The organism is Rossellomorea marisflavi, from assembly GCF_001274775.1.
Classification (GTDB): Bacteria; Bacillota; Bacilli; order Bacillales; family Bacillaceae_B; genus Rossellomorea; species Rossellomorea marisflavi.
On the sequence record NZ_LGUE01000003.1, the window covers coordinates 85,293 to 103,722 of the forward strand.

At 49.7% G+C, this 18,430-nt stretch carries 19 protein-coding genes and 1 riboswitch; of the genes, 13 read left to right on the forward strand and 6 right to left on the reverse strand.

From position 1 onward, the window contains the following. The first annotated feature begins 11 nt into the window (after window positions 1–11). The 3 genes from AF331_RS09560 (at window position 12) to AF331_RS09570 (ending at window position 3,655) form a co-directional block, all read left to right on the forward strand. Window positions 12–2,006 (forward strand): ABC transporter permease subunit, encoded by a 1,995-nt coding sequence (locus tag AF331_RS09560; RefSeq protein ID WP_053427932.1) that lies wholly within the window; start codon window positions 12–14, stop codon window positions 2,004–2,006. A 61-nt stretch (window positions 2,007–2,067) separates the two neighbouring features. Beyond that, entirely contained in the window at window positions 2,068–2,853 is a 786-nt protein-coding gene (locus tag AF331_RS09565) for a divergent polysaccharide deacetylase family protein (RefSeq protein WP_053427933.1), read from the forward strand. A 46-nt stretch (window positions 2,854–2,899) separates the two neighbouring features. Next, complete coding sequence (locus AF331_RS09570; protein WP_053427934.1) at window positions 2,900–3,655, forward strand: (S)-benzoin forming benzil reductase; 756 nt, start codon at window positions 2,900–2,902, stop codon at window positions 3,653–3,655. 62 nt (window positions 3,656–3,717) lie between these two features. Here AF331_RS09570 and AF331_RS09575 read toward each other — a convergent pair whose 3' ends face one another. Then, the gene (locus tag AF331_RS09575; protein WP_053427935.1) at window positions 3,718–5,034 is read right to left on the reverse strand and encodes a Na+/H+ antiporter NhaC family protein; all 1,317 of its coding nucleotides are present in this window, start codon (window positions 5,032–5,034) and stop codon (window positions 3,718–3,720) included. 86 nt (window positions 5,035–5,120) lie between these two features. Continuing rightward, window positions 5,121–5,228: riboswitch (SAM riboswitch) on the reverse strand. Window positions 5,229–5,447: 219 nt separating this feature from the next. Between AF331_RS09575 and AF331_RS09580 the strand changes: the two genes are divergently transcribed. Both AF331_RS09580 and AF331_RS09585 read left to right on the forward strand, forming a co-directional pair. Next, window positions 5,448–6,050, forward strand: coding sequence for a hypothetical protein (locus AF331_RS09580; RefSeq protein ID WP_053427936.1), 603 nt, complete (start codon window positions 5,448–5,450; stop codon window positions 6,048–6,050). A gap of 127 nt (window positions 6,051–6,177) precedes the next feature. Continuing rightward, window positions 6,178–6,450 carry a DUF2187 family protein gene (locus AF331_RS09585; protein WP_048007262.1) on the forward strand — a complete coding sequence of 91 codons (273 nt, stop codon included), beginning with the start codon at window positions 6,178–6,180 and terminating at the stop codon, window positions 6,448–6,450. A gap of 123 nt (window positions 6,451–6,573) precedes the next feature. Here AF331_RS09585 and AF331_RS09590 read toward each other — a convergent pair whose 3' ends face one another. Both AF331_RS09590 and cls read right to left on the reverse strand, forming a co-directional pair. Then, the gene (locus tag AF331_RS09590; protein WP_053427937.1) at window positions 6,574–6,828 is read right to left on the reverse strand and encodes a YpbS family protein; all 255 of its coding nucleotides are present in this window, start codon (window positions 6,826–6,828) and stop codon (window positions 6,574–6,576) included. A 65-nt stretch (window positions 6,829–6,893) separates the two neighbouring features. Beyond that, window positions 6,894–8,342: a cardiolipin synthase gene (cls, locus tag AF331_RS09595; RefSeq protein WP_053427938.1), complete on the reverse strand. Its 1,449-nt coding sequence runs from the start codon at window positions 8,340–8,342 to the stop codon at window positions 6,894–6,896. Window positions 8,343–8,428: 86 nt separating this feature from the next. On the opposite strand from cls, the gene AF331_RS09600 reads away from it, so the two are divergent. From AF331_RS09600 to AF331_RS09620, 5 genes are all read left to right on the forward strand, one after another. Further along, window positions 8,429–9,526 carry a sensor histidine kinase gene (locus tag AF331_RS09600; RefSeq protein ID WP_053427939.1) on the forward strand — a complete coding sequence of 366 codons (1,098 nt, stop codon included), beginning with the start codon at window positions 8,429–8,431 and terminating at the stop codon, window positions 9,524–9,526. A 4-nt stretch (window positions 9,527–9,530) separates the two neighbouring features. Next, complete coding sequence (locus AF331_RS09605; protein WP_053427940.1) at window positions 9,531–10,163, forward strand: response regulator; 633 nt, start codon at window positions 9,531–9,533, stop codon at window positions 10,161–10,163. Window positions 10,164–10,298: 135 nt separating this feature from the next. Beyond that, the gene (locus AF331_RS09610) at window positions 10,299–11,231 is read left to right on the forward strand and encodes an ABC transporter ATP-binding protein (protein WP_053427941.1); all 933 of its coding nucleotides are present in this window, start codon (window positions 10,299–10,301) and stop codon (window positions 11,229–11,231) included. Window positions 11,232–11,244: 13 nt separating this feature from the next. Next, on the forward strand, window positions 11,245–12,510 hold the full coding sequence (locus tag AF331_RS09615) for an ABC transporter permease (protein WP_053427942.1): 1,266 nt from the start codon (window positions 11,245–11,247) through the stop codon (window positions 12,508–12,510). Then, complete coding sequence (locus AF331_RS09620; RefSeq protein WP_053427943.1) at window positions 12,507–13,616, forward strand: ABC transporter permease; 1,110 nt, start codon at window positions 12,507–12,509, stop codon at window positions 13,614–13,616. The genes AF331_RS09615 and AF331_RS09620 overlap by 4 nt, the downstream gene beginning before the upstream one ends. Before the next feature lie 3 nt (window positions 13,617–13,619). Here AF331_RS09620 and AF331_RS22365 read toward each other — a convergent pair whose 3' ends face one another. Beyond that, on the reverse strand, window positions 13,620–13,793 hold the full coding sequence (locus AF331_RS22365) for a hypothetical protein (RefSeq protein WP_156183343.1): 174 nt from the start codon (window positions 13,791–13,793) through the stop codon (window positions 13,620–13,622). A 376-nt stretch (window positions 13,794–14,169) separates the two neighbouring features. Between AF331_RS22365 and AF331_RS23015 the strand changes: the two genes are divergently transcribed. From AF331_RS23015 to AF331_RS09635, 3 genes are all read left to right on the forward strand, one after another. Beyond that, on the forward strand, window positions 14,170–14,376 hold the full coding sequence (locus tag AF331_RS23015; RefSeq protein WP_053427944.1) for an Lmo0850 family protein: 207 nt from the start codon (window positions 14,170–14,172) through the stop codon (window positions 14,374–14,376). 75 nt (window positions 14,377–14,451) lie between these two features. Then, a complete protein-coding gene (locus tag AF331_RS09630) occupies window positions 14,452–14,730 on the forward strand; it encodes a hypothetical protein (protein ID WP_053427945.1) in 279 nt (92 codons plus the stop codon). A 191-nt stretch (window positions 14,731–14,921) separates the two neighbouring features. Further along, on the forward strand, window positions 14,922–15,815 hold the full coding sequence (locus AF331_RS09635) for a diacylglycerol/lipid kinase family protein (RefSeq protein ID WP_053427946.1): 894 nt from the start codon (window positions 14,922–14,924) through the stop codon (window positions 15,813–15,815). 51 nt (window positions 15,816–15,866) lie between these two features. On the opposite strand, the gene AF331_RS09640 is transcribed toward AF331_RS09635, so the two are convergent. Both AF331_RS09640 and argS read right to left on the reverse strand, forming a co-directional pair. Continuing rightward, a complete protein-coding gene (locus tag AF331_RS09640) occupies window positions 15,867–16,451 on the reverse strand; it encodes a YqaA family protein (RefSeq protein WP_053427947.1) in 585 nt (194 codons plus the stop codon). A gap of 228 nt (window positions 16,452–16,679) precedes the next feature. Then, a complete protein-coding gene (gene argS / locus AF331_RS09645) occupies window positions 16,680–18,368 on the reverse strand; it encodes an arginine--tRNA ligase (protein ID WP_053427948.1) in 1,689 nt (562 codons plus the stop codon). Window positions 18,369–18,430 lie beyond the last annotated feature (62 nt).

Below are 18,430 nucleotides of genomic sequence, written 5' to 3' on the forward strand. Positions count from 1 at the left end.
AGGGGATCCATATGAACAAATATGTTGCTGTACCGTTACGATTTATTTTGTACTACATATTGGGGATACTCGGAATCATGGGCGTGAGCGTCGCACCACAGGTTCTAAGTGAAAAAGGATTGTATAACTTCGTCGCTTTCATTGAAGAATTCCTCAAGTTCACCATCTATTTCGCCGATCCGGGAAACTGGGAATATAACTACAAGGGACAAGTCGACTCACTTTTCAATGTCCTGTGGGAGCCTTATCTGTATTCCATGACCATCATTCTTGGAGCCATCGCCCTGGGCCTTGTGCTGGCGTTGATATTTGCCGTGATTACCTTTTTCCTCCCTACTCCGCTTTCTTCAACGCTGAAGAAAATCCTTAACTTCATGGAGTCGGTGCCGGATCTGCTATTTGCTTTCCTCCTGCAGCTATTTATCGTTTTCTTTTTCAAAAAATACGGCATCATGCTCATGGAATTCACAGAGTTTGATGGTGTGCAGATTTACGCGGCACCGATCTTCACCCTTGCCATCGTACCGATGGTCTCCTTCTTCAGGATCCTCCTCCTTGTCATGGAAGAGGAAATGGTGAAAGATCACATTGAATTCGCCAGGAGCAAAGGGCTATCAAGGAGCCGCATCCTCTTCTCGCATGTGATGAAGAATATCACACCAAGCTCCTTCTATCATGGGAAGCTCATCATCTGGGGGACCCTGTCGAGTTTATTCATCATTGAAACCCTGTTTGATATGAAGGGGATCACCTTCTATATCACACAGGATTTCAGACCTGTCGTGATTGCGTATGCCCTGATCCTTCTTTTCACTCCGTTCTTTTTTATCTATCAAGGAGTTTACCTGTGGATGAATCGGGCCGCCGTGACCGATGATTCCCACTACCGGATCAAAAAGGACAAGGTCAAGTTCTCAGAATGGAAGATCTGGGGGTTCATCGCCACTTCGTGGAGGGCTTGGAAGGTGCACATGAAGAATCCGAAGTTTGCTGGAGGATTCATCATCATCTTCGGAATGATTGTGTATAGTTTCTGTCATTCCCTCTTCAAGGATGAACCTGTCAGCCAGCTTTACTATGTAAAGGATGATGACGGCACTCTGATCAGTGTCCCGCCTCATGCGCCATCCGAGTTCATGGTGCTCGGATCAGACTACAACGGCTTCAGCATTTTGGACCAGCTTATCGTCGGAGCGAAATACACGCTCATCTTCGCCCTTGTTGTGGCACTGTTGCGGGTGATAGGCGGCTTCTATCTCGGGGTAGGCTATCACTTCTTCTTGAACGAACGCAGGAAGAACTGGGTGAACAGAATCGTGGATTCGATCCACTTCCTGCCGTTGAGCCTCATTGCGTATCTTCTATTAAGACCGGTGCTGTGGGGATTGACATTCGAAGGCTTCCAGCACTCCCTGTTTGAACGGCTCGTCTTCGAGGCCATCGTCCTGACGATCCTGGTGCTGCCCCTGACGATGGTTTTGATCGGCAATGAGTTGAAGCTGATCGGACAGCAGGACTTCGTCGTCTCGGCCAAGCTTCTTGGAGGGAGTAACCGCCACCTGCTCTGGACTCATCTGTTCCCGCATCTCGCGCCGAGGATGTTCATCCTGTTCGGGCAGCAGTTCATTCAAACGATGCTCATCCTGGTCCATATGGGGCTGTTCTATCTATTCCTTGGTGGAACCATCGTATCAAGGGGACTCCTTCCCGATCCGCCGAAGTCGGCTACATTTGAATGGTCTGGGCTCATCAGTTCCTCCAAAGAGGCCTTGATGACCGAGAAATATTGGATCGTATTATTCCCGCTCTTCGCCTTCATGATCGCCATCTTCGCCATGCAGCTCGTGGTCCAGGGCGTCAAGGAGATCCAGCAGGCCAAGGTCGGTGTAAGGGTGAATAAGAAACCGATCAAAGGATGGAAAAAGTGGAGTAAGAGTGAAAAGGCAAAGGTGAACCCGCCTCTTGAAGGAGACTTCACCTTGACGCATCAGAACATCAAGGGATGATGTCCACCCGGCATGAAATCCGAAACGGAGGGACATGTTAAAGGAAAAGGAGTGATGAACGATGAGGTTACTGCTCATCAGCTTGACGCTGTCTTTTTCTTTGACAACGACGGGGCTTGCGAGGGACATCCTGCCCTTGCCTGCCCATAAAAAGGAACTGGCCATCGTGATCGATGACCTTGGGAACGATATGGAGGGAACGAAAGATATCCTTGATACAGAAGCGACGCTGACGATTGCTGTCATGCCGTTCCTGCCGTCCACAAAAAAGGATGCCGAACAGGCTCATGCGAAAGGCCATGAAGTGATCCTCCATATGCCGATGGAGCCGGTGACAGGGAAGGCAAGCTGGCTTGGGCCCGGGGCGTTGACAACAGACCTGTCGGATGATGAAATCCGAAGCCGTGTGGAGAAAGCGATCCAAGATGTCCCGCATGCCGTGGGGATGAATCATCATATGGGTTCGAAGGTGACAGCCGATGAACGCATCATGCGGATCGTCCTCGAAGTATGCAAAACGCACGGCATGTTTTATCTCGACAGCAAAACAACGGGTAAGAGCGTCATCCCGAAGCTTGCTGACGAACTGAAGGTGCCTTATCTCGAGAACGGTCTCTTTTTCGATGATGTCTACACGAAGGAGCACATCGGACAGCAGGCGACGAAACTGGCCGCAAAACTTGAAAAAGACGACAGCATGGTAGCCATCGGTCACGTCGGTGTAACGGGTACGATGATTGCATCGATGCTGAAGGACTTCATTCCTGTCTACGAAAAAGAAGCCAATATTGTCCCATTATCCGACCTTATTCCGGAGTATCACTTGATTGATGAAAGCATGCCATGAGTTGTATGCTGATAGGTGATGAATAATCGGAAGGAGTGTCGATCACATGAAAATGGCTATTGTGACCGGAGCAACAAGGGGACTGGGCGAAGCGATCGCTTCTGGCCTGGTGAAAAAAGGGGTCGGTCTTATCAACATATCCCGTCGAGATAATGAAAACCTGAAGGCCATGGCCGCGGATGCAGGTGTGGCTTATTCCTTCCATCCGTGTGATTTGACGTCTGCTGCCGACACGGAACAGGTATTCCGGGAAGTAGGGGCAAGCGTGTTTTCAAGCGGAGCCGACATGATTTATGTAATTCAGAATGCCGGCTTGGTCACCCCCATCAATCCGTCCGGACAAGTGGATGCCGGGAGCTTGGAAGCGAGTGTGCACGTGAATCTCCTTGCTCCCATGATCGTCCTCAATGAGATGATCTCCGCGTCTGCGGGCAAATCTGCACAGATGCTGATCGTCAATGTCAGTTCAGGAGCAGGCAGCCGGCCCGTGTATGGTTGGAGTACGTACTGCTCCACCAAGGCAGGACTCAATATGCTGACGGAAACCGTGAGCCTGGAGCTATCGACTTCAGGACGCGATCATAAGGTCATTTCCTTCAGCCCGGGTGTCATGGATACGGATATGCAGGGAGAAATCCGTTCCTCATCACAGCAAGCTTTTGTAGAAGTAGAGAAGTTCAAACGCTACAAGGAAGAGGGGACCCTTCGCAGCGCTAAGACGGTGGCGGATGCACTGGTGAATCTGATCACGGAAACAGAAGTGGAAAGCGGTAACCTTTATCACATCAATGATCTTGTATGATTGGACACAAAAAAGCCCCGGGCTCTGGTCGATACCAGCATCCCGGGGCTTTTCCCATTGAATTATGATCGTACCGGCTCTGTAGAATGAGCTTTCCTGCGGGTGAAACGAGGCAGGGCGAATTTGATCGCCACCAGGCCACAAATGGCCGTCAAAATCGGGTAGAATGCATACGGAAGGATGCTCAGTGGCGAAATGCCGGCTGTTTCTGCTACGAGAAGCATCTGGGCACCGTATGGAATCAGACCCTGGACGGCACATGAGAAGATATCGAGGATACTCGCTGTCTTCCGGTTGTCCACTCCGTATTCATCACTGATTGATTTGGCAAGGGGCCCGGCAATGATGATGGAGATGGTATTATTGGCCGTGCACAGGTTCGTGGAAGCCACGAGTCCTGCGGTGGAGTATTGTGCACCTTTGGTTGAACCGACCTTCCTGGTCACAAGATAGAGAAGCGCCTGGATCCCACCATTGTGACGGATCAGTTCCACCACTCCACCGATCAGGATGGATAGGAAGGCGATCTCGCCCATGCCGAGCATACCATCGGCGATGCTGCCGAAATAGCTTGTCGGTGTGAAGCTTCCGTCGATGAAGCCGATGATTCCTGAAAGCAGGATGCCGCCGAATAAGACGGCAAATACGTTCAATCCAGACAGGGCGCCGATGATGACAGCAAGATACGGAAGGATCTTCACGATGGAATAACTTCCGGCGTCGACGGATGTCTGGTTGCCGAGCGTCACGAAGAACAGGGCAATGATGGTGATGATGGCAGCAGGCAGGACGATGAAGAAATTGACTTTGAACTTATCTTTCATCTCCGTTTTCTGCGTACGGACCGCCGCGATGGTCGTATCCGAAATAAAGGACAGATTGTCACCGAACATGGCTCCACCGACAACGGTCGCCATGGCTAGAGGAAGGGAGATATCCGTTCCTGAGCTGATTCCTACACCGATAGGGGCAAGGGCCGCAATGGTTCCCATGGAAGTCCCCATGGCCAGTGAGATGAAGGCGGCGATCACAAACAGTCCGACAATCAAGAGATTTTCCGGAATGACGGATAGGGCGAAGTTGACCGTTGAATCAACGGCACCCATTTTTTCAGCCACACCTGAGAAAGCGCCAGCCGATAAGAAGATCAAGACCATGATCATGATATCGAGGTTACCCGCTCCTTTGGCGAAGCGTTCAACCTTCACATTGAGACTGTCCTTCCGGTTCATGGCCAGGGCCACGACAGAAGCGATGATGATCGCCACGAGTACGGGGAAGGAATAGAAGTCCCCTGAAATGATACCTGCCCCGAGGAACAGGGCAACGAATATGAGTAATGGTAATAATGCCAGTAGATTGCCTTTTTCCTGATTCATGTTGTGCACTCCTTTTAGATGATATGTTTCGCATAAAATAAAAAACCTCTTCAAATAAGAAGAGGTTTCATGAAAACGAAACACCCTTCTTATCTTTCAAGCCGGTGGCTTGCTGGATGTGGCACAGCACTCGTTTGGACGAGTCCGCTGCCGAGACATCATAGGGCCAGTCCCTCCGTCTCTCTGGATAAGAAGATTTTACGTTATGCAGTTATGTTTAAGATACTTACATACTTTAATGGGTTTCATCCTAAATGTCAAACGGGAAAATTTTCATCCTTATCAAGCAAACGCATTCATATTCTGGAGATGAACACAGTTAGTATTGTAACTGGAATAAATCAGATGCTATAATCAATTAATGGAAAAATAAGGGGGTTGGAAGCCCTCGGCACAACAGGAGAGGTGACCGTATGAAGAAGCGATATTGGCTGCTGGCATTGAGTATGTGTCTGTTACTGGTGGGGTGTTCTCAAGGGAAGGGAAATGGTTCATCGAAGTTGACGTTGGAACCGTATGACCTGAGTGATAAGGAAGAAAAGGTGGTTGCCGCTACAGGGAGAGGTTCCATGTTCTTCTTTACCCTGGATGGAACCCTGGCGAAGGATATGGATCTTGAAAGGACCATAGAAGTGTATGAAAAAGGGAAGCTCGTAAGCGATGAGCCGTTTCAATACGACGAAGAAGCGAAAAAATATAAACACTCCCTGAACTCCTTCGGCATGGAAAGCTCGGAAAAGGATCTGAAGATCTTTAATGGGAGCGAGGGCGCCTTCATCACTATGGACGAAGACCCCATACCAGAAGAAAGTGGAAGTAGTGCATCCTCCTTGTTAACAGAGAAAGTGGAGCTCAAGAAAGATAAGCCTGTGTATATTTACGGAATGGCTACTTCTAAAAACAACGGGGATTCCGTAGGTATTGGATTGGAAGATGGGAAACCTGTCGGTAGCTTCAAAAAGTCCGACAAGGCCTATATCTATAAAATCACCCTGGTGGACCGTAAATCTGAATAATTTTCAGAATAAAGATTATTTTATTAGGATAATAGGTTTTAAATCTTTTGACTGGTGGTACAAGAAAGATATATATCACATATAGGATTCGAGCGTTAACAACTTTCATGTAAAAGGGGAGTCTATTATGGATAATACCTTCGTCTACTCAAAAGAATATGCCAACCTTGGCGACATTATAGAATTCAAAAGGAAAAAGCACGTCCTGCAAGGCGTCGTGACGACCCTCAGGGAGAACACGGTGATCGTGCGCATGGATAAGGAGTCAGCGATGAAGCTTGACCTTCCCGATGATCAAACCGTGGTTGCCCATAAGAACTATGCCGTCATCGAGCGTGCAGAAAACGGTACGAATCCGGTCTTCGTCTACGATGGCTGGAACAGTGCGCTGAAGGCGTAAATAGTATATAAGAAAAATCCCCCGGCGCTAAAATGGGCGTCCGGGGGATTTTTTGAGTTGTTCAGGTGATAAGGTGAAGCATGCAGAAAGATGGCTGTGCAGGTGGTTCACCTTCGCCCCGGTTCATCTCCGGTTTGCGTACTCCCTCACCATTTCTTCCGTCACGGTCTTGCGCTGGGGTACGACGCCCTGCCTTGCAAGGGCATTGATGTCCTGGGTGATGTGATTGATGCGGTCGGTGGTGAATGGCTTTCCGGCTTCGCATAATGTAAGGGCTTCTTCGATGGCCTGTTCCCTCGATTCATCAAGCTTCATGAACTCCTTCACGAGGCTGTGCTGCTTGCTTGAATGCTTTGTGATGTCCTTGTGTACGCTCATGCCCTCATCCCTCTTTCGATTGGTATATGTCTCATTATGCTTGTTTTTCGCAGCGGTGGCAATGGTTACAGGATGGGGGAGAGGAGCCGGGATATGGACTCTTTGAATTTGATCATGAGAGGTCGGCGGTGATAGTCCTCGAGGGTCAATTCCCTGCTCAATTTCCTGTCTTCCATGAAGGAGCGGCTGAGCTCCCGTGACAGTTTCCGGTCATACAGGAAGGCGTTCACTTCGAAATTCAGGCGGAAGCTCCTCACGTCGATATTGGCTGTGCCGACCGATGAAAGTTCATCATCCACGACGATCGTCTTCGCGTGGATGAAGCCGTTATCGTAGATGAAGATCCTTGCCCCCGCCTTCAATAATTCCCCCACATACGAGTAGGTCGCCCAGTAAACGAACATGTGATCTGGCTTGTTCGGGATCATGATCCGGACGTCCTTCCCGGTCAGTGCAGCGATCCGAAGCGAATCGAGGAGGCTTTCATCCGGGATGAAATAGGGCGTCTGGATGTAGATCGAGTGCTTGGCCGATGAGATCATCTTCAAGTATCCGTTTTTGATCTGCTCCCATTCTGAATCAGGGCCGGAGGTGACGATCTGGATACCCGTCGAGCCGCTGAAGGAAGCGGTCGGGAAGTATTTTCCCTCATATGAGATCTTCCTTGACTTTGTGGCCTGGTTCCAGTCCAGGATGAATCGTGTCTGCATGGCGAGGGAGGCACTGCCGATCACCCGGAGATGCGTGTCCCTCCAGTAGCCGAACTTTGGATCCAAGCCGAGGTATTCATCGCCGACGTTGAAGCCGCCCACGTACCCTACCTTCCCGTCGATGATGACGAGTTTGCGGTGATTCCGGTAGTTGAGGCGCAGGTTCACAAACGGGATCTTCGACGGGAAGAAGACCGCGACTTCCCCTCCCACTGCCGTCAGATGCCTGAAGAAACGGGGCCTTGTCCGTCTTGAGCCCATCTCATCATAAAGGATGCGGACTTCAATGCCCTGTTTTGCCTTCTCGATGAGCTTATCCACGATTTTTTTGCCGAGCTGATCTTTTTTGAAGATATAATATTGAATATGAATATGGCTCCTTGCCTGTTCGATGTCGCGCAAGAGGGCTTCGAACTTCTCCTGCCCGTCTGTATAGACCGTAACATCATTGTCCTGGGTCAGCAGGGCGTCATTGTTGATGAGATGCATATAGATGAGGTCCTGATGGGGAGAAATTTCTCTGTGCCTGAAAGGGAGGGATTGTTCCCTCAGAGATCGGGTCTGTTCGATCAAGAGGTCCTCGATCCCGATCTTTTTGATTCCTTCCCAGTCGAAGAGGCGTTTCCTGGTCATGTTTTGTCCGAAAATCAAATAAAGGATGAAGCCGAGATACGGAATATAAAAGAGAACCATGAGCCAAGCCCATGTCGCCCCGGCATTTCTCCTTTCAAGGAAGACGATGATGGAAGCGAGCACCAGGTTGAAGAAGAATAAAACCCCTAAGAGGATGGAAAGAATGTGCATGCTTTTTCTCCTTTTCAAACCAACTAATGGTAATATATTGTAGTGTACGAGTTATAGTATGTCCGGATCAGAAAGAAGGTGAACAGATGAAGTATGCTTTCATACGGACGATGCTGATGGCGGGTCTCTGGGCGTTTTGGATAACAGAAGCGTATACGGGCCTTGAATCCCTTATCACCCTTATCATCCTGTCCGCCTTGTCCATTGCACTGTTCTTCTTGGTGCCGTTGATGAAAATCCCCCAGATCAGCTATATGCTTCAGCTGCTTTTGGTGATGGTCGGAACCATCATCACCCATTATACACCACTCATCATGTGGGCCGTCGTGTTCCTGATTCTCATGGAAGCTGCGGTCACACTGGGGAAGGATCAATTTCGGCAGAGTCTGTTTGCAACGGCCGCCTTCTTGATCGTGGTGGCGATTTATTCTTATCCTATCACTGATTATGAAATATGGATCATCGTGGTCTTTTTCCTCTTTTCTACTTATAAGGTAAATGAGGACCGGCTGGAAAGCAAGGAGCAACGGGTGCTCTATGAACAGTTATTGGGAGAATACAGAAGCCTCAAGCGTCTGCAATTCGTGACGGAGCAACATTCCAAGGCCGAGGAGCGTACCAGGATCGCGCGTGATATCCATGATTCCGTCGGTCACAAACTGACGGCCCTCCTTATGCAGATCGAGATGCTGTCCATCCAGAATGGGAAGGAAGGATATCGGGATCTAAAGCGTCTTGCCCAAGATAGTCTGGAGGAGACGAGGGAAGCAGTAAGAACACTGAAGGATGGGGAACTGTCGGGTATCCAATCCGTCCTCCAGCTTGTCAGGAAGCTAGAATCTGAGAGTCATATCCAGATCCAGCTCACCACCCGGCAGGGGATCCTCTCCTCAAGGTTTACGAATGAACAGAATGTCGCCCTTTACAGAAGCATCCAAGAGGGTGTGACGAATGCCATGAGACATGCTCATGTGAGAGAAATACGCGTGACACTCGGAAAGACGGCACAGGGGTACGCAAGTTTGGTCATCGTGAACAATGTGAAAGATCCGGTCCCGATCAAACCGGGATTCGGCCTGACAAGTATGAGGGAACGACTTGAGAAGATCGGGGGTCGTCTTGACATCCAACAGACCGATCGTGAGTTCTCTTTGACTATATCATTTCCTATAGAGGAGGCGTAGCCAGATGAAAAGGATCATGATTGTAGAAGATCAAGGCATAGTCCGGCAGGGTTTGAAGATGATGATCGAGCAGGATCCCGCCTTTAGGGTGGTCGCTGAAGCCTCTAACGGAAGAGAGGCTTTGGAGAAGATGGACCTCCATGCCTTGGATCTGATCCTGATGGATATCAGGATGCCTGAGATGAACGGAATCGATGCGACAAGGGCCATCAAAGCAGGTTGGCCCCAAGTGAAGGTCCTGATGCTTACAACCTTCAACGATGACGAATATGCCATGCAGGCGTTGAAGGAAGGGGCCAATGGATTCCTCCTGAAAACCTCGGACGGGGAGCAACTCCTGCACTCTGTCCATAGCTGCCTGAATGGAGGGATGACCATCCACGATGAAGTAGCGGCGAAAGTGGTCCCCCGCCTTCTTTCCACCCGCAAGGAAACGCCACCGACCCATTCCCTCACGCCGAGGGAACTGTCCATTACGAAGCTGGTGGGGGAAGGGAAGACCAATAAGGAGATTGCGGATCAGCTTTTCTTATCGGTGGGTACAGTGAAAAATCACATCTCCCAGATCCTGCAGAAGCTGGAGCTGAGGGATCGCACCCAGCTCGCTATCTATGCAGTGCGGCATGATATCGCCTGAGGCCGGTTATCCGGTCTTTTTTTATGGGAAATATGACGGAGGTCATGGGTGTAGGGGGAAGGTTGTGACAAAGGTAAGTGTAAGGTCCACCCTTTCTCCAATAGAATGAATGTATAAAGAAGGAGGCGGTTCACTATGTTGGAAGCCGTGGAGCTGACAAAACATTTCAAGAAGAATAAGGTCGTGGACGGATTGAACCTGTTCATCGAGAAGGGAGAAACGGTCGGATTGCTTGGTCCGAACGGAGCCGGGAAGTCCACGACGATCTCGATGATCTCGACCCTCATCTCACCGACCGATGGAGATGTGAGGTTGAAGAATGAGAGCGTCCTGAGAGATCCGCAGCCCCTCAGGGAAGTACTCGGTGTCGTCCCTCAGGAAATCGCCCTATACACGGACCTCACGGCAAAGGAGAACCTGGAATTCTTCGGGAGGATCAACCATCTGAAAGGGGGCCTTCTGAAGGAACGGGTGACCCAGGTGTTGGACCAGATCGGGCTGACCGAGCGGAAGAACGATATCGTCAAAACCTTCTCAGGAGGGATGAAAAGGCGGCTGAACATAGGTGTCGCCCTTTTACATGAGCCGGAAATCCTCATCATGGATGAACCGACCGTCGGGATCGATCCCCAGTCAAGGAGCTATATCCTGGAGCAGGTCAAGAGACTCAATCAGGAGAAGGGCATGACCATCATTTATACGAGTCATTACATGGAGGAAGTGGAGTTCCTGTGCGACCGGATCTATATCATGGATAAAGGCCATATCATCGCCTCGGGTACAAAAGAGGAGATCAAAAGCATCCTTTCTTCTGAATCCACGATTGTGATCAAGCTTGAGAAGATGGTGCCCACCTTCACTGAAGGCCTCTCTGCCATCCCATCCGTCATGAACGTGACGTCTTCAGAGAAGGAAATCGTGATGGTGATCCCTAAAGAACAGAATCTGTTCAATCAGGTATTCCAGCTCGCTGAGGATACCGGTGCCGTGATCCTGTCCATTGATCGAAAGACCCCGACGCTTGAGGATGTTTTCCTCCATTTGACCGGTCGGGCATTACGGGATTGAGGAGGAGTAGAAGATGACGATTCCATTTATCAAAAAACAATTGCTCCTGATGATCCGGAACCCCCAGATCCTCCTCATCCTGTTGGGGATGCCCCTTCTGCTCATCACCATCCTGGGATTTGCCTTGGGGGATCTGATGAACGGTGAGGAAGAACCCATTGAAGCCAAGGTTGGTTTCGTTGTGGAAGGGAATCCCTCAGATGAACTCAAGCAGTTCCAACAAGAAGTAGATGAGAGCGAGATGCCTGCACAACAAAAAGAGGGATTGAAAGCGGCAGCTACCCAGGCCCTTCCCATCGACGCCCTGAAAAAGGATTTATTCGGAAGTAAAGAAGTGAAGAAGTTCATTCAGCTGAAAGAGAAAAAAGCAGAAGATCTTGACCGGCTCAGGGATAACGATGAGTATTCAGCCATCATCCATTTTTCCGAAGGCTATACCCTGACCATGCTGCGACAGGCGTTCCTTGACGGGAGTGAAAGTCCCGATATCACCGTCATCAAAAATGATGGAAGACCGCTTACAGCCAATATGGTGACCGATATGCTCACGTCGTATCAAGAGCAATACACCCTTGCCCTGCAGGCAGGAAAAGCGGGGATCGACCCTGCGGCCATCATTCCCGATGATGCGTCCTTCGGTTCGGTGGAAAAGCTCGAGGACCGTCAACCCCTATCGTCCATGGCGTATTATGCAGTGGGGATGAGTGTGATGTTCGTCCTTTATATCGCGACGAATATGGGAAGCTTCGCCTTCATGGAGAAGGAAGATCGCGTGTTTGACCGATTGATTTTTGCCGGGGTATCACCATTGAAGTATCTATTGAGCGTATTGATCACCACGATCATCCTCGCGTTCCTCCAGATCAGTATCCTGTTCAGTGCGAGTGCGCTCTTCTATGGAGTGAAATTCCCGGACATAGGCGCATTTCTCCTCGTGACCCTATGCATCTGTTTTGCCGTCGGAGGATTAGGGGCGTTGATCACGGCTATATGCTACAAAGGCAATTCGGAATCAATCGCGAGCTTTTTTTCCTCCATCGGAGTGGCAGTCCTCGCCTTCCTCGGTGGAAGCTTCGGTCCGCTTACGAGCGGCAGGGTCATGGGGATCCTCGCCGATCTTGTCCCGAATGGAGCGGCCATGACAGCGTATTTCAAAGTCTTTCAAGGATATGGGATCGGAGAGGTGCTTCCGAACATATGGGCCATGCTCGGTTTCGGTCTCCTTGCCATCATTGTGGCCACGATTGTATTTCCTAAGGAAGGGGGGCACGCAGTATGAAGGGTCTATTGTACGGAAAATTGAAAATGTTGATCAGGAAGCCCTGGCCGTTCCTACTCACCACCATTGTCTGTCTGATGTTTGCTTTCTTTACCAGTCAGTCCGGGGCCAATGAAGTGACCGTTCCGTACTCGACGGAAGGGGGGGGAGACGCTCCCAAAGCGATCATGGAGGAATTGAAGGCAACCGATTCAATCATCTTCCAGGAAATGTCGAAGGGTGACCTTGATGACCAGGTCAGTGAAGGGAAGAGCTCACTTGGCCTTATCCTTGGTGATGATGATTACACGATCATCGCCTCGGCCGATACCCCGAACGTACCACAGATCAATCAGATCGTGAGGAAGGCGTACATGAAGGTGGCACAACAGAAGGAAGTGGAGGCTGTTGCTGCGGAGCAGGGAATCGGCTCGGATGAGGTACAGGGATGGTTCAAGGATGTCAAAGATGACCCGTCTTTCTCCCTAAAGGAAACGACGTTCCGGAGCGACGGGGACTGGGTATACGATGTGAAGCTTCAGTCGCTCTTCGGATTCTCCCTGTTTTTCGTGATTTATACGATCGCTTATAATGTGGCGACCATCATGAATGAGAAGCGAATGGGGATCTGGGACCGGATGATCCTGTCTCCCGTGAAGAAGTGGGAAATGTATACGGCTAATCTGTTATACAGCTTCATCCTGGGGTACGCCCAGATCCTCCTGGTATTCCTGGTATTCCGCTACATCACAGATGTTAATTTCTACGGCCATTTCGCATGGGTGCTCGTATTGCTCATCCCGTATGTCTTTGCAATCGTGGCATTATCCATCTTCATCACGGGGCTAGTGAAGAAATCCCAGCACTTCAATGCCGTGATTCCCATTGTTGCCGTGAGCATGGCCATGCTTGGCGGGGCTTACTGGCCGCTTGAGATCGTGAGCTCCCCCGTGATGATCGCGATTTCCAAAGTCATCCCCATCACATATGGAATGGAGATCCTGAAGGGCATCACCGTCAATCAGCTCGGTCTGGGAGACATCCTTTATCCGGTTTCCATCCTTCTCCTTATGGGAGTGTTATTCCTCGGTCTGGGGCTCAATTTCATGGAGAAAAGGCACGTATAGAGCCTAGAAGATTTTCCAGAATCCGAGTACGACCAGCAAGACACTGGTGATGACTGTGATTCCGATCAGCATAAAGAAGAAATCAAGGACGCTGTCTACGAATACTTTCTTGCGGTTGGAACGTCTGAAATGGCGAACTTCCTTACGTGGTGTATGCGTATGGACGACTCGACTCATAGTGAGATTCCTCCTTTATGGTAGTAATGAGTTAATTCGAGGAATGAAGTGAAAATCCTTCCTGGATTGAAGAATTATGCCGAAACTTGTAGGTGGAGGGTGAGCGTGAGGGCATGACGGCGATGTTTCATAAGAGAGTATAAACCGGGCGCCCGCGTCCGGTTTTTCATTAGATGCTGCCCCGAAGACCGGTTTCAGGTTCAATGATTGACGTGATAAAAGATCGATCGGTCGAACGGAGAAAAAAGTTCAGCTTTGTAGGATTATTGTTTCATATTTGGGGAAAAAGAAAAGCAATTGAATAAAGGTGAAACTTTTTAAAGCGTCGAACGTACAAATAGGTGAGTGATACATACAAGAGCTGTCGCTGTTGATTATGATCCTTCTTGTACGAAACCAAACTGGCCAAAGGCCAAAAAAAGAGGTGAATAACGTGGTAAAGGAGAACGATCGCTTAAAACGAGTGATAACCAAATTGTCGAATGTCGGTGTCAACATCACCAAAACGAAATCAAGACGGGAAATCCTACAGTCACTGAAGCAGTATCAGCCATTACCGAAGACGTTAACACAAGACTCTTAATGTCCATGGGGATGTACAGACATAATTCCCGACCCTTCACGATATACTAGGGAATAATGAAGAGGAGGGGATCCCATGGAGAGACTGATGTTCGATATGGCTACACTGAAGGACATCAAGAAGAAGGCGGATGAATTGTCCTATTTCTGCTTGAGCGGGACGGAGGAACTGGACGCGATGAAGTTGACCCAGGCACTGGATCAAGTAAGCCGGGCGCTTTCGATGTTTGCAGAAGTGGAGCTCCATCTGATGAATGGCCGTTCGATCCCATTTGATCCCGAGAGCTACATCAGGGGCAGACTCGGGCTGGCACACCGTTCATTGCTGTCTGTATCCACAACACATACAGCCTAGGAAAGAGGTTGACCCAAGACGGGTAAACGCACTGACACATGAGTGAGGCTTTTGACTGTTAAATGAATACGCAGAACTCATTTGGCCTGTCCTTTAAGGATGACTATTCCTCATCGTTTTGGGTCAGCCTCTTTTTGTTTCCTGGAATACCCGGCTACATACCCTTATTGAGAAGAAAGCAGGTGAGCGCCATGTACTCAGACATTCTATTGATATGCAACGGAAAGGCGGGGCAGGGAAAACTGGAAGCACTGCTGAAGGATGCCATCCCCCCGCTTTTGGATGTGTGCACTAATCTAACGATCCATCCGACAAAGGATAAAGGCGACGCCGAGCGCTTCTGCCGTGAAAATGCCCGTTCATTCGACCTCGTCATCGTCCTCGGTGGGGACGGGACGGTCCATGAGGTCATCAACGGGCTCGCTGACCTGGATGAGCGCCCTTTGACAGCCATCCTTCCTGGCGGGACATGCAATGATTTTGCCCGATCCCTTCATATCCCCATGAATATCAAGCAGGCCGTCCAGCTCATCGTCGAGCACCCCCTGCGGAAGAGTGTGGACCTCGTCAAGACGGACGACCGATACTTCAGTAATTTCTGGGGAACCGGTTTGATTTCGCAGGCAAGCGATAATATCGACGTCGGTTCAAAAGGGGTACTCGGAAAACTGAGTTATTACATCAGTGCCTTCCAATCCATCCAGGATGCCCCGATCATGACGGTGAAGGTGAAAACCGATGAAGAGGAGTTCGAAGAAGAAGTGGTGATGGTCCTGGCCGCCAATGGGAAATCCATCGGTGCGAATGCCCTGCCTCAATCCATCAGCCTTGAAGATGGACTGCTCGATCTGTATCTTGTGAAACGGACGGGCTTTCCGCTTCTGAAGGAATTCTTCTTGATGAAGGGGACCGGCGATGTGAGCCACACGTTCGAGGATATCCGTCATATCCGTACATCGAGCTTGGAGGTCGAGCTCTCCGAAGAAGAGAAGTTTGATATGGACGGGGAGCTGTATGACGGTAAGCGTCAGACCATGAAGGTGCTTCCTGGACATATGGACTTCATCGTTGGCGTCGAAGGATAAAAAGAAAGAGTCCGTGCCCTGGGATTTCCGGGGATACGGACTCTTTCTTTTTTATTGTACAGAATTTCTTTTTTTCTTGATCATGACGTATCCGATATACAGGATGACGAGCACGGCTCCCACGACAAAGCTGAGCATGGCAAAGTTTTCTTCAATGAAGGGCTTTGCCTTTTCGCCGAGGGTCATGATGATGATCGCTTCAAGGAAGAAACGGAATCCGCGACCGATGATCGACCAGATGACCAACACGCGGATCCGGATGCCGGAAACTCCTGCGAAGATGGTGAAAATTTTATAAGGAACGGGAGTGAGCCCTGCAATCAGGATGGCCATTGGACCAAACTTATTGAAGTAATCCTCCACTTTTTGTATGCGTTCTTCTTTGAATAAATAGACCAGTACCGGTCGGCCGAGCTTCTTTCCGATCCACCATCCGAAAAGGGCTCCGATAACGGAAGCGGCTGTCGTATAAAAGGCATATAACAATGCGTTATCCGGGTTGGCAATGGACATAGGGATAAGCAGGACATCAGGTGGGATCGGGAAGAAAGATGAGTCTGCGAAAGACACCAAAATCAATCCCCATACACCATAATCCATCAACCACGTTTCAAACATATGTATCCATTCAGACATATTCAATGAGTCTCCTTGTTCAATAAGTGTCGGCTCACGCACTGGCAAGCAGTAATGCAGGTCGACCGGATATTCTTTCAATCGACACGATGTACATGCCCTGCAGGATAGGACCCTTGAAAGTATACCATGATTACAGGGAAGAGTCATCGGACCCTTCGTTACAGTTTCGTGAAAACAAACGATTCCTGTCGCTATTTCCCGAGAAATATCCGACAGGAATCGAGATTACATTTCCGTTGGTGCTGAGATGCCGAGGATCCGCAGCCCTTCTGTCAGAACGATGGATACCGCGGCTACGAGGCTTACGCGTGATGCCTGATCACCGTCGCCCGAGAGGATCTTGGTTTTCCCGTAGTAGCGGTTGAAATGCTGAGCCGTCTCAATCAGGTATTTCGCCAAGATCGACGTGGAATAGTGGGTCCATGAGCGGGCGATCACCTCTGGAAATAACCGCAGCTGCTTGATGACCTCCCAGCTTTCAACATCAGCAAGGCCTGTGAACGATCCGGCCTCTACGTTGGATTTTCTCAGGATCGAATGGGCCCTTGCATTCGTATATTGGATATAAGGCCCGGTCTCGCCTTCGAATGTAAGCATATGATCCAATGAAAATTCAATGTCATTCAGACGGTCGTTCTTCAGGTCGTGGAAGATGACGGCCCCGACACCGACCGCTTTGGCCACAGCTTCTGCATCGGGCAGATGAGGGTTCTTGCTTTCGATGTTTTGTTGGGACAGGGCGATCGCTTCCCTCAGTACTTCCTCCAGGAGGATGACGCGGCCTTTCCTCGTGGACATTTTCTTGCCGCCTTTCAGGTAGAGTCCGAAGGGGATATGCTTCATATGGTCGGCCCATTCAAAGCCCATCTGTGCCAGAACGTTTTTCACCTGCTTAAAGTGGACGGTCTGTTCCTGACCCACGATATAGAGGGCTTCATCGAATCCGTACTCCCGCTGGCGGTATAGGGCGGCGGCGAGATCGCGGGTGGCATATAAGGTCGCACCGTCCGACTTTTTAATCAGGCAGGGTGGAAGGTTTGTGTCATCGGTCATCCAGACTACCTGGGCACCATCGGATCCAGTCAATAATCCTTTTTCGGACAGGAGTTCGACCACTTCATCCATCTTGTCGTTAAAGAAGGCTTCACCGTTATACGAATCGAACTCCACTCCAAGAAGGGTATAGATTTCCTTGAACGCACTCAGTGATTCATCCTTGAACCATTTCCAAAGAGAGACCATTTCTGCGTCTCCGTCTTCAAGGAGCTTGAATGCTTTTCTGCCTTCCTCATCCAAGGAAGGATCCGTTTCTGCTTCTTCATGGAATCGCTTATAGAGGGTGAAGAGCTCGGCAATGGGATTCTGTTTGACCTTTTCCTCGTTCCCCCATTTTTTGTACGCAACCATCAGCTTCCCGAACTGGGTACCCCAATCCCCGACATAGTTGATCTTCACCGTATCGAATCCGCATTTTTCGCCGATGCCGGCAATGGCGTTTCCGATCACAGTGGAACGGAGATGCCCCATGGAGAAAGGCTTGGCAATATTGGGTGATGAAAGATCCAAGACGACAGTACGGTCATTGCCGAACGTCTGGGTCCCGTATTGCTGCTGTTGATCGAGAATCATGGAGACAATCTGCTTGCCGGCTTTGACCGGGTCGAATTTGACATTCACATAAGGACCCGCTGCTTCAACAGAGGCAAAATAGGGGGAGTGGACCTTTCCCGAAACCTCGGCGGCAATGGCCTGGGGTGCCTTTTTCTGTTCCTTGGCAAGGCCGAAGCAAGGGAAGGCTGCGTCGCCCATATGAGAAAACTTTGGCGTTTCGATCAAGGTGTAAAGCTTTTCTTTGTCCCAATGGGGTAAAACCTGTTCGTGCAGTACGTCTGCAAAAATCATCTTTAAATCCATCTTCATCCACCTCCAGAAAAAATAAAAAAACCCGCCTCTATAAAACATAGAGACGAGTTTGA

Bases quoted from the DNA above. Each gene is read 5' to 3' on its own strand.
- AF331_RS09610 (WP_053427941.1), top strand. From the start codon at position 10,299: ATGTTGGAAGCCGTGGAGCTGACAAAACATTTCAAGAAGAATAAGGTC.
- AF331_RS09630 (WP_053427945.1), top strand. From the start codon at position 14,452: ATGGAGAGACTGATGTTCGATATGGCTACACTGAAGGACATCAAGAAG.
- AF331_RS09565 (WP_053427933.1), top strand. From the start codon at position 2,068: ATGAGGTTACTGCTCATCAGCTTGACGCTGTCTTTTTCTTTGACAACG.
- cls (WP_053427938.1), bottom strand. From the start codon at position 8,342: ATGCACATTCTTTCCATCCTCTTAGGGGTTTTATTCTTCTTCAACCTG.
- AF331_RS09615 (WP_053427942.1), top strand. From the start codon at position 11,245: ATGACGATTCCATTTATCAAAAAACAATTGCTCCTGATGATCCGGAAC.
- AF331_RS09585 (WP_048007262.1), top strand. From the start codon at position 6,178: ATGGATAATACCTTCGTCTACTCAAAAGAATATGCCAACCTTGGCGAC.
- AF331_RS22365 (WP_156183343.1), bottom strand. From the start codon at position 13,793: ATGAGTCGAGTCGTCCATACGCATACACCACGTAAGGAAGTTCGCCAT.
- AF331_RS09640 (WP_053427947.1), bottom strand. From the start codon at position 16,451: ATGTCTGAATGGATACATATGTTTGAAACGTGGTTGATGGATTATGGT.
- argS (WP_053427948.1), bottom strand. From the start codon at position 18,368: ATGGATTTAAAGATGATTTTTGCAGACGTACTGCACGAACAGGTTTTA.
- AF331_RS23015 (WP_053427944.1), top strand. From the start codon at position 14,170: ATGATCCTTCTTGTACGAAACCAAACTGGCCAAAGGCCAAAAAAAGAG.
- AF331_RS09590 (WP_053427937.1), bottom strand. From the start codon at position 6,828: ATGAGCGTACACAAGGACATCACAAAGCATTCAAGCAAGCAGCACAGC.
- AF331_RS09575 (WP_053427935.1), bottom strand. From the start codon at position 5,034: ATGAATCAGGAAAAAGGCAATCTACTGGCATTATTACCATTACTCATA.
- AF331_RS09560 (WP_053427932.1), top strand. From the start codon at position 12: ATGAACAAATATGTTGCTGTACCGTTACGATTTATTTTGTACTACATA.
- AF331_RS09600 (WP_053427939.1), top strand. From the start codon at position 8,429: ATGAAGTATGCTTTCATACGGACGATGCTGATGGCGGGTCTCTGGGCG.
- AF331_RS09580 (WP_053427936.1), top strand. From the start codon at position 5,448: ATGAAGAAGCGATATTGGCTGCTGGCATTGAGTATGTGTCTGTTACTG.
- AF331_RS09620 (WP_053427943.1), top strand. From the start codon at position 12,507: ATGAAGGGTCTATTGTACGGAAAATTGAAAATGTTGATCAGGAAGCCC.
- AF331_RS09605 (WP_053427940.1), top strand. From the start codon at position 9,531: ATGAAAAGGATCATGATTGTAGAAGATCAAGGCATAGTCCGGCAGGGT.
- AF331_RS09635 (WP_053427946.1), top strand. From the start codon at position 14,922: ATGTACTCAGACATTCTATTGATATGCAACGGAAAGGCGGGGCAGGGA.
- AF331_RS09570 (WP_053427934.1), top strand. From the start codon at position 2,900: ATGAAAATGGCTATTGTGACCGGAGCAACAAGGGGACTGGGCGAAGCG.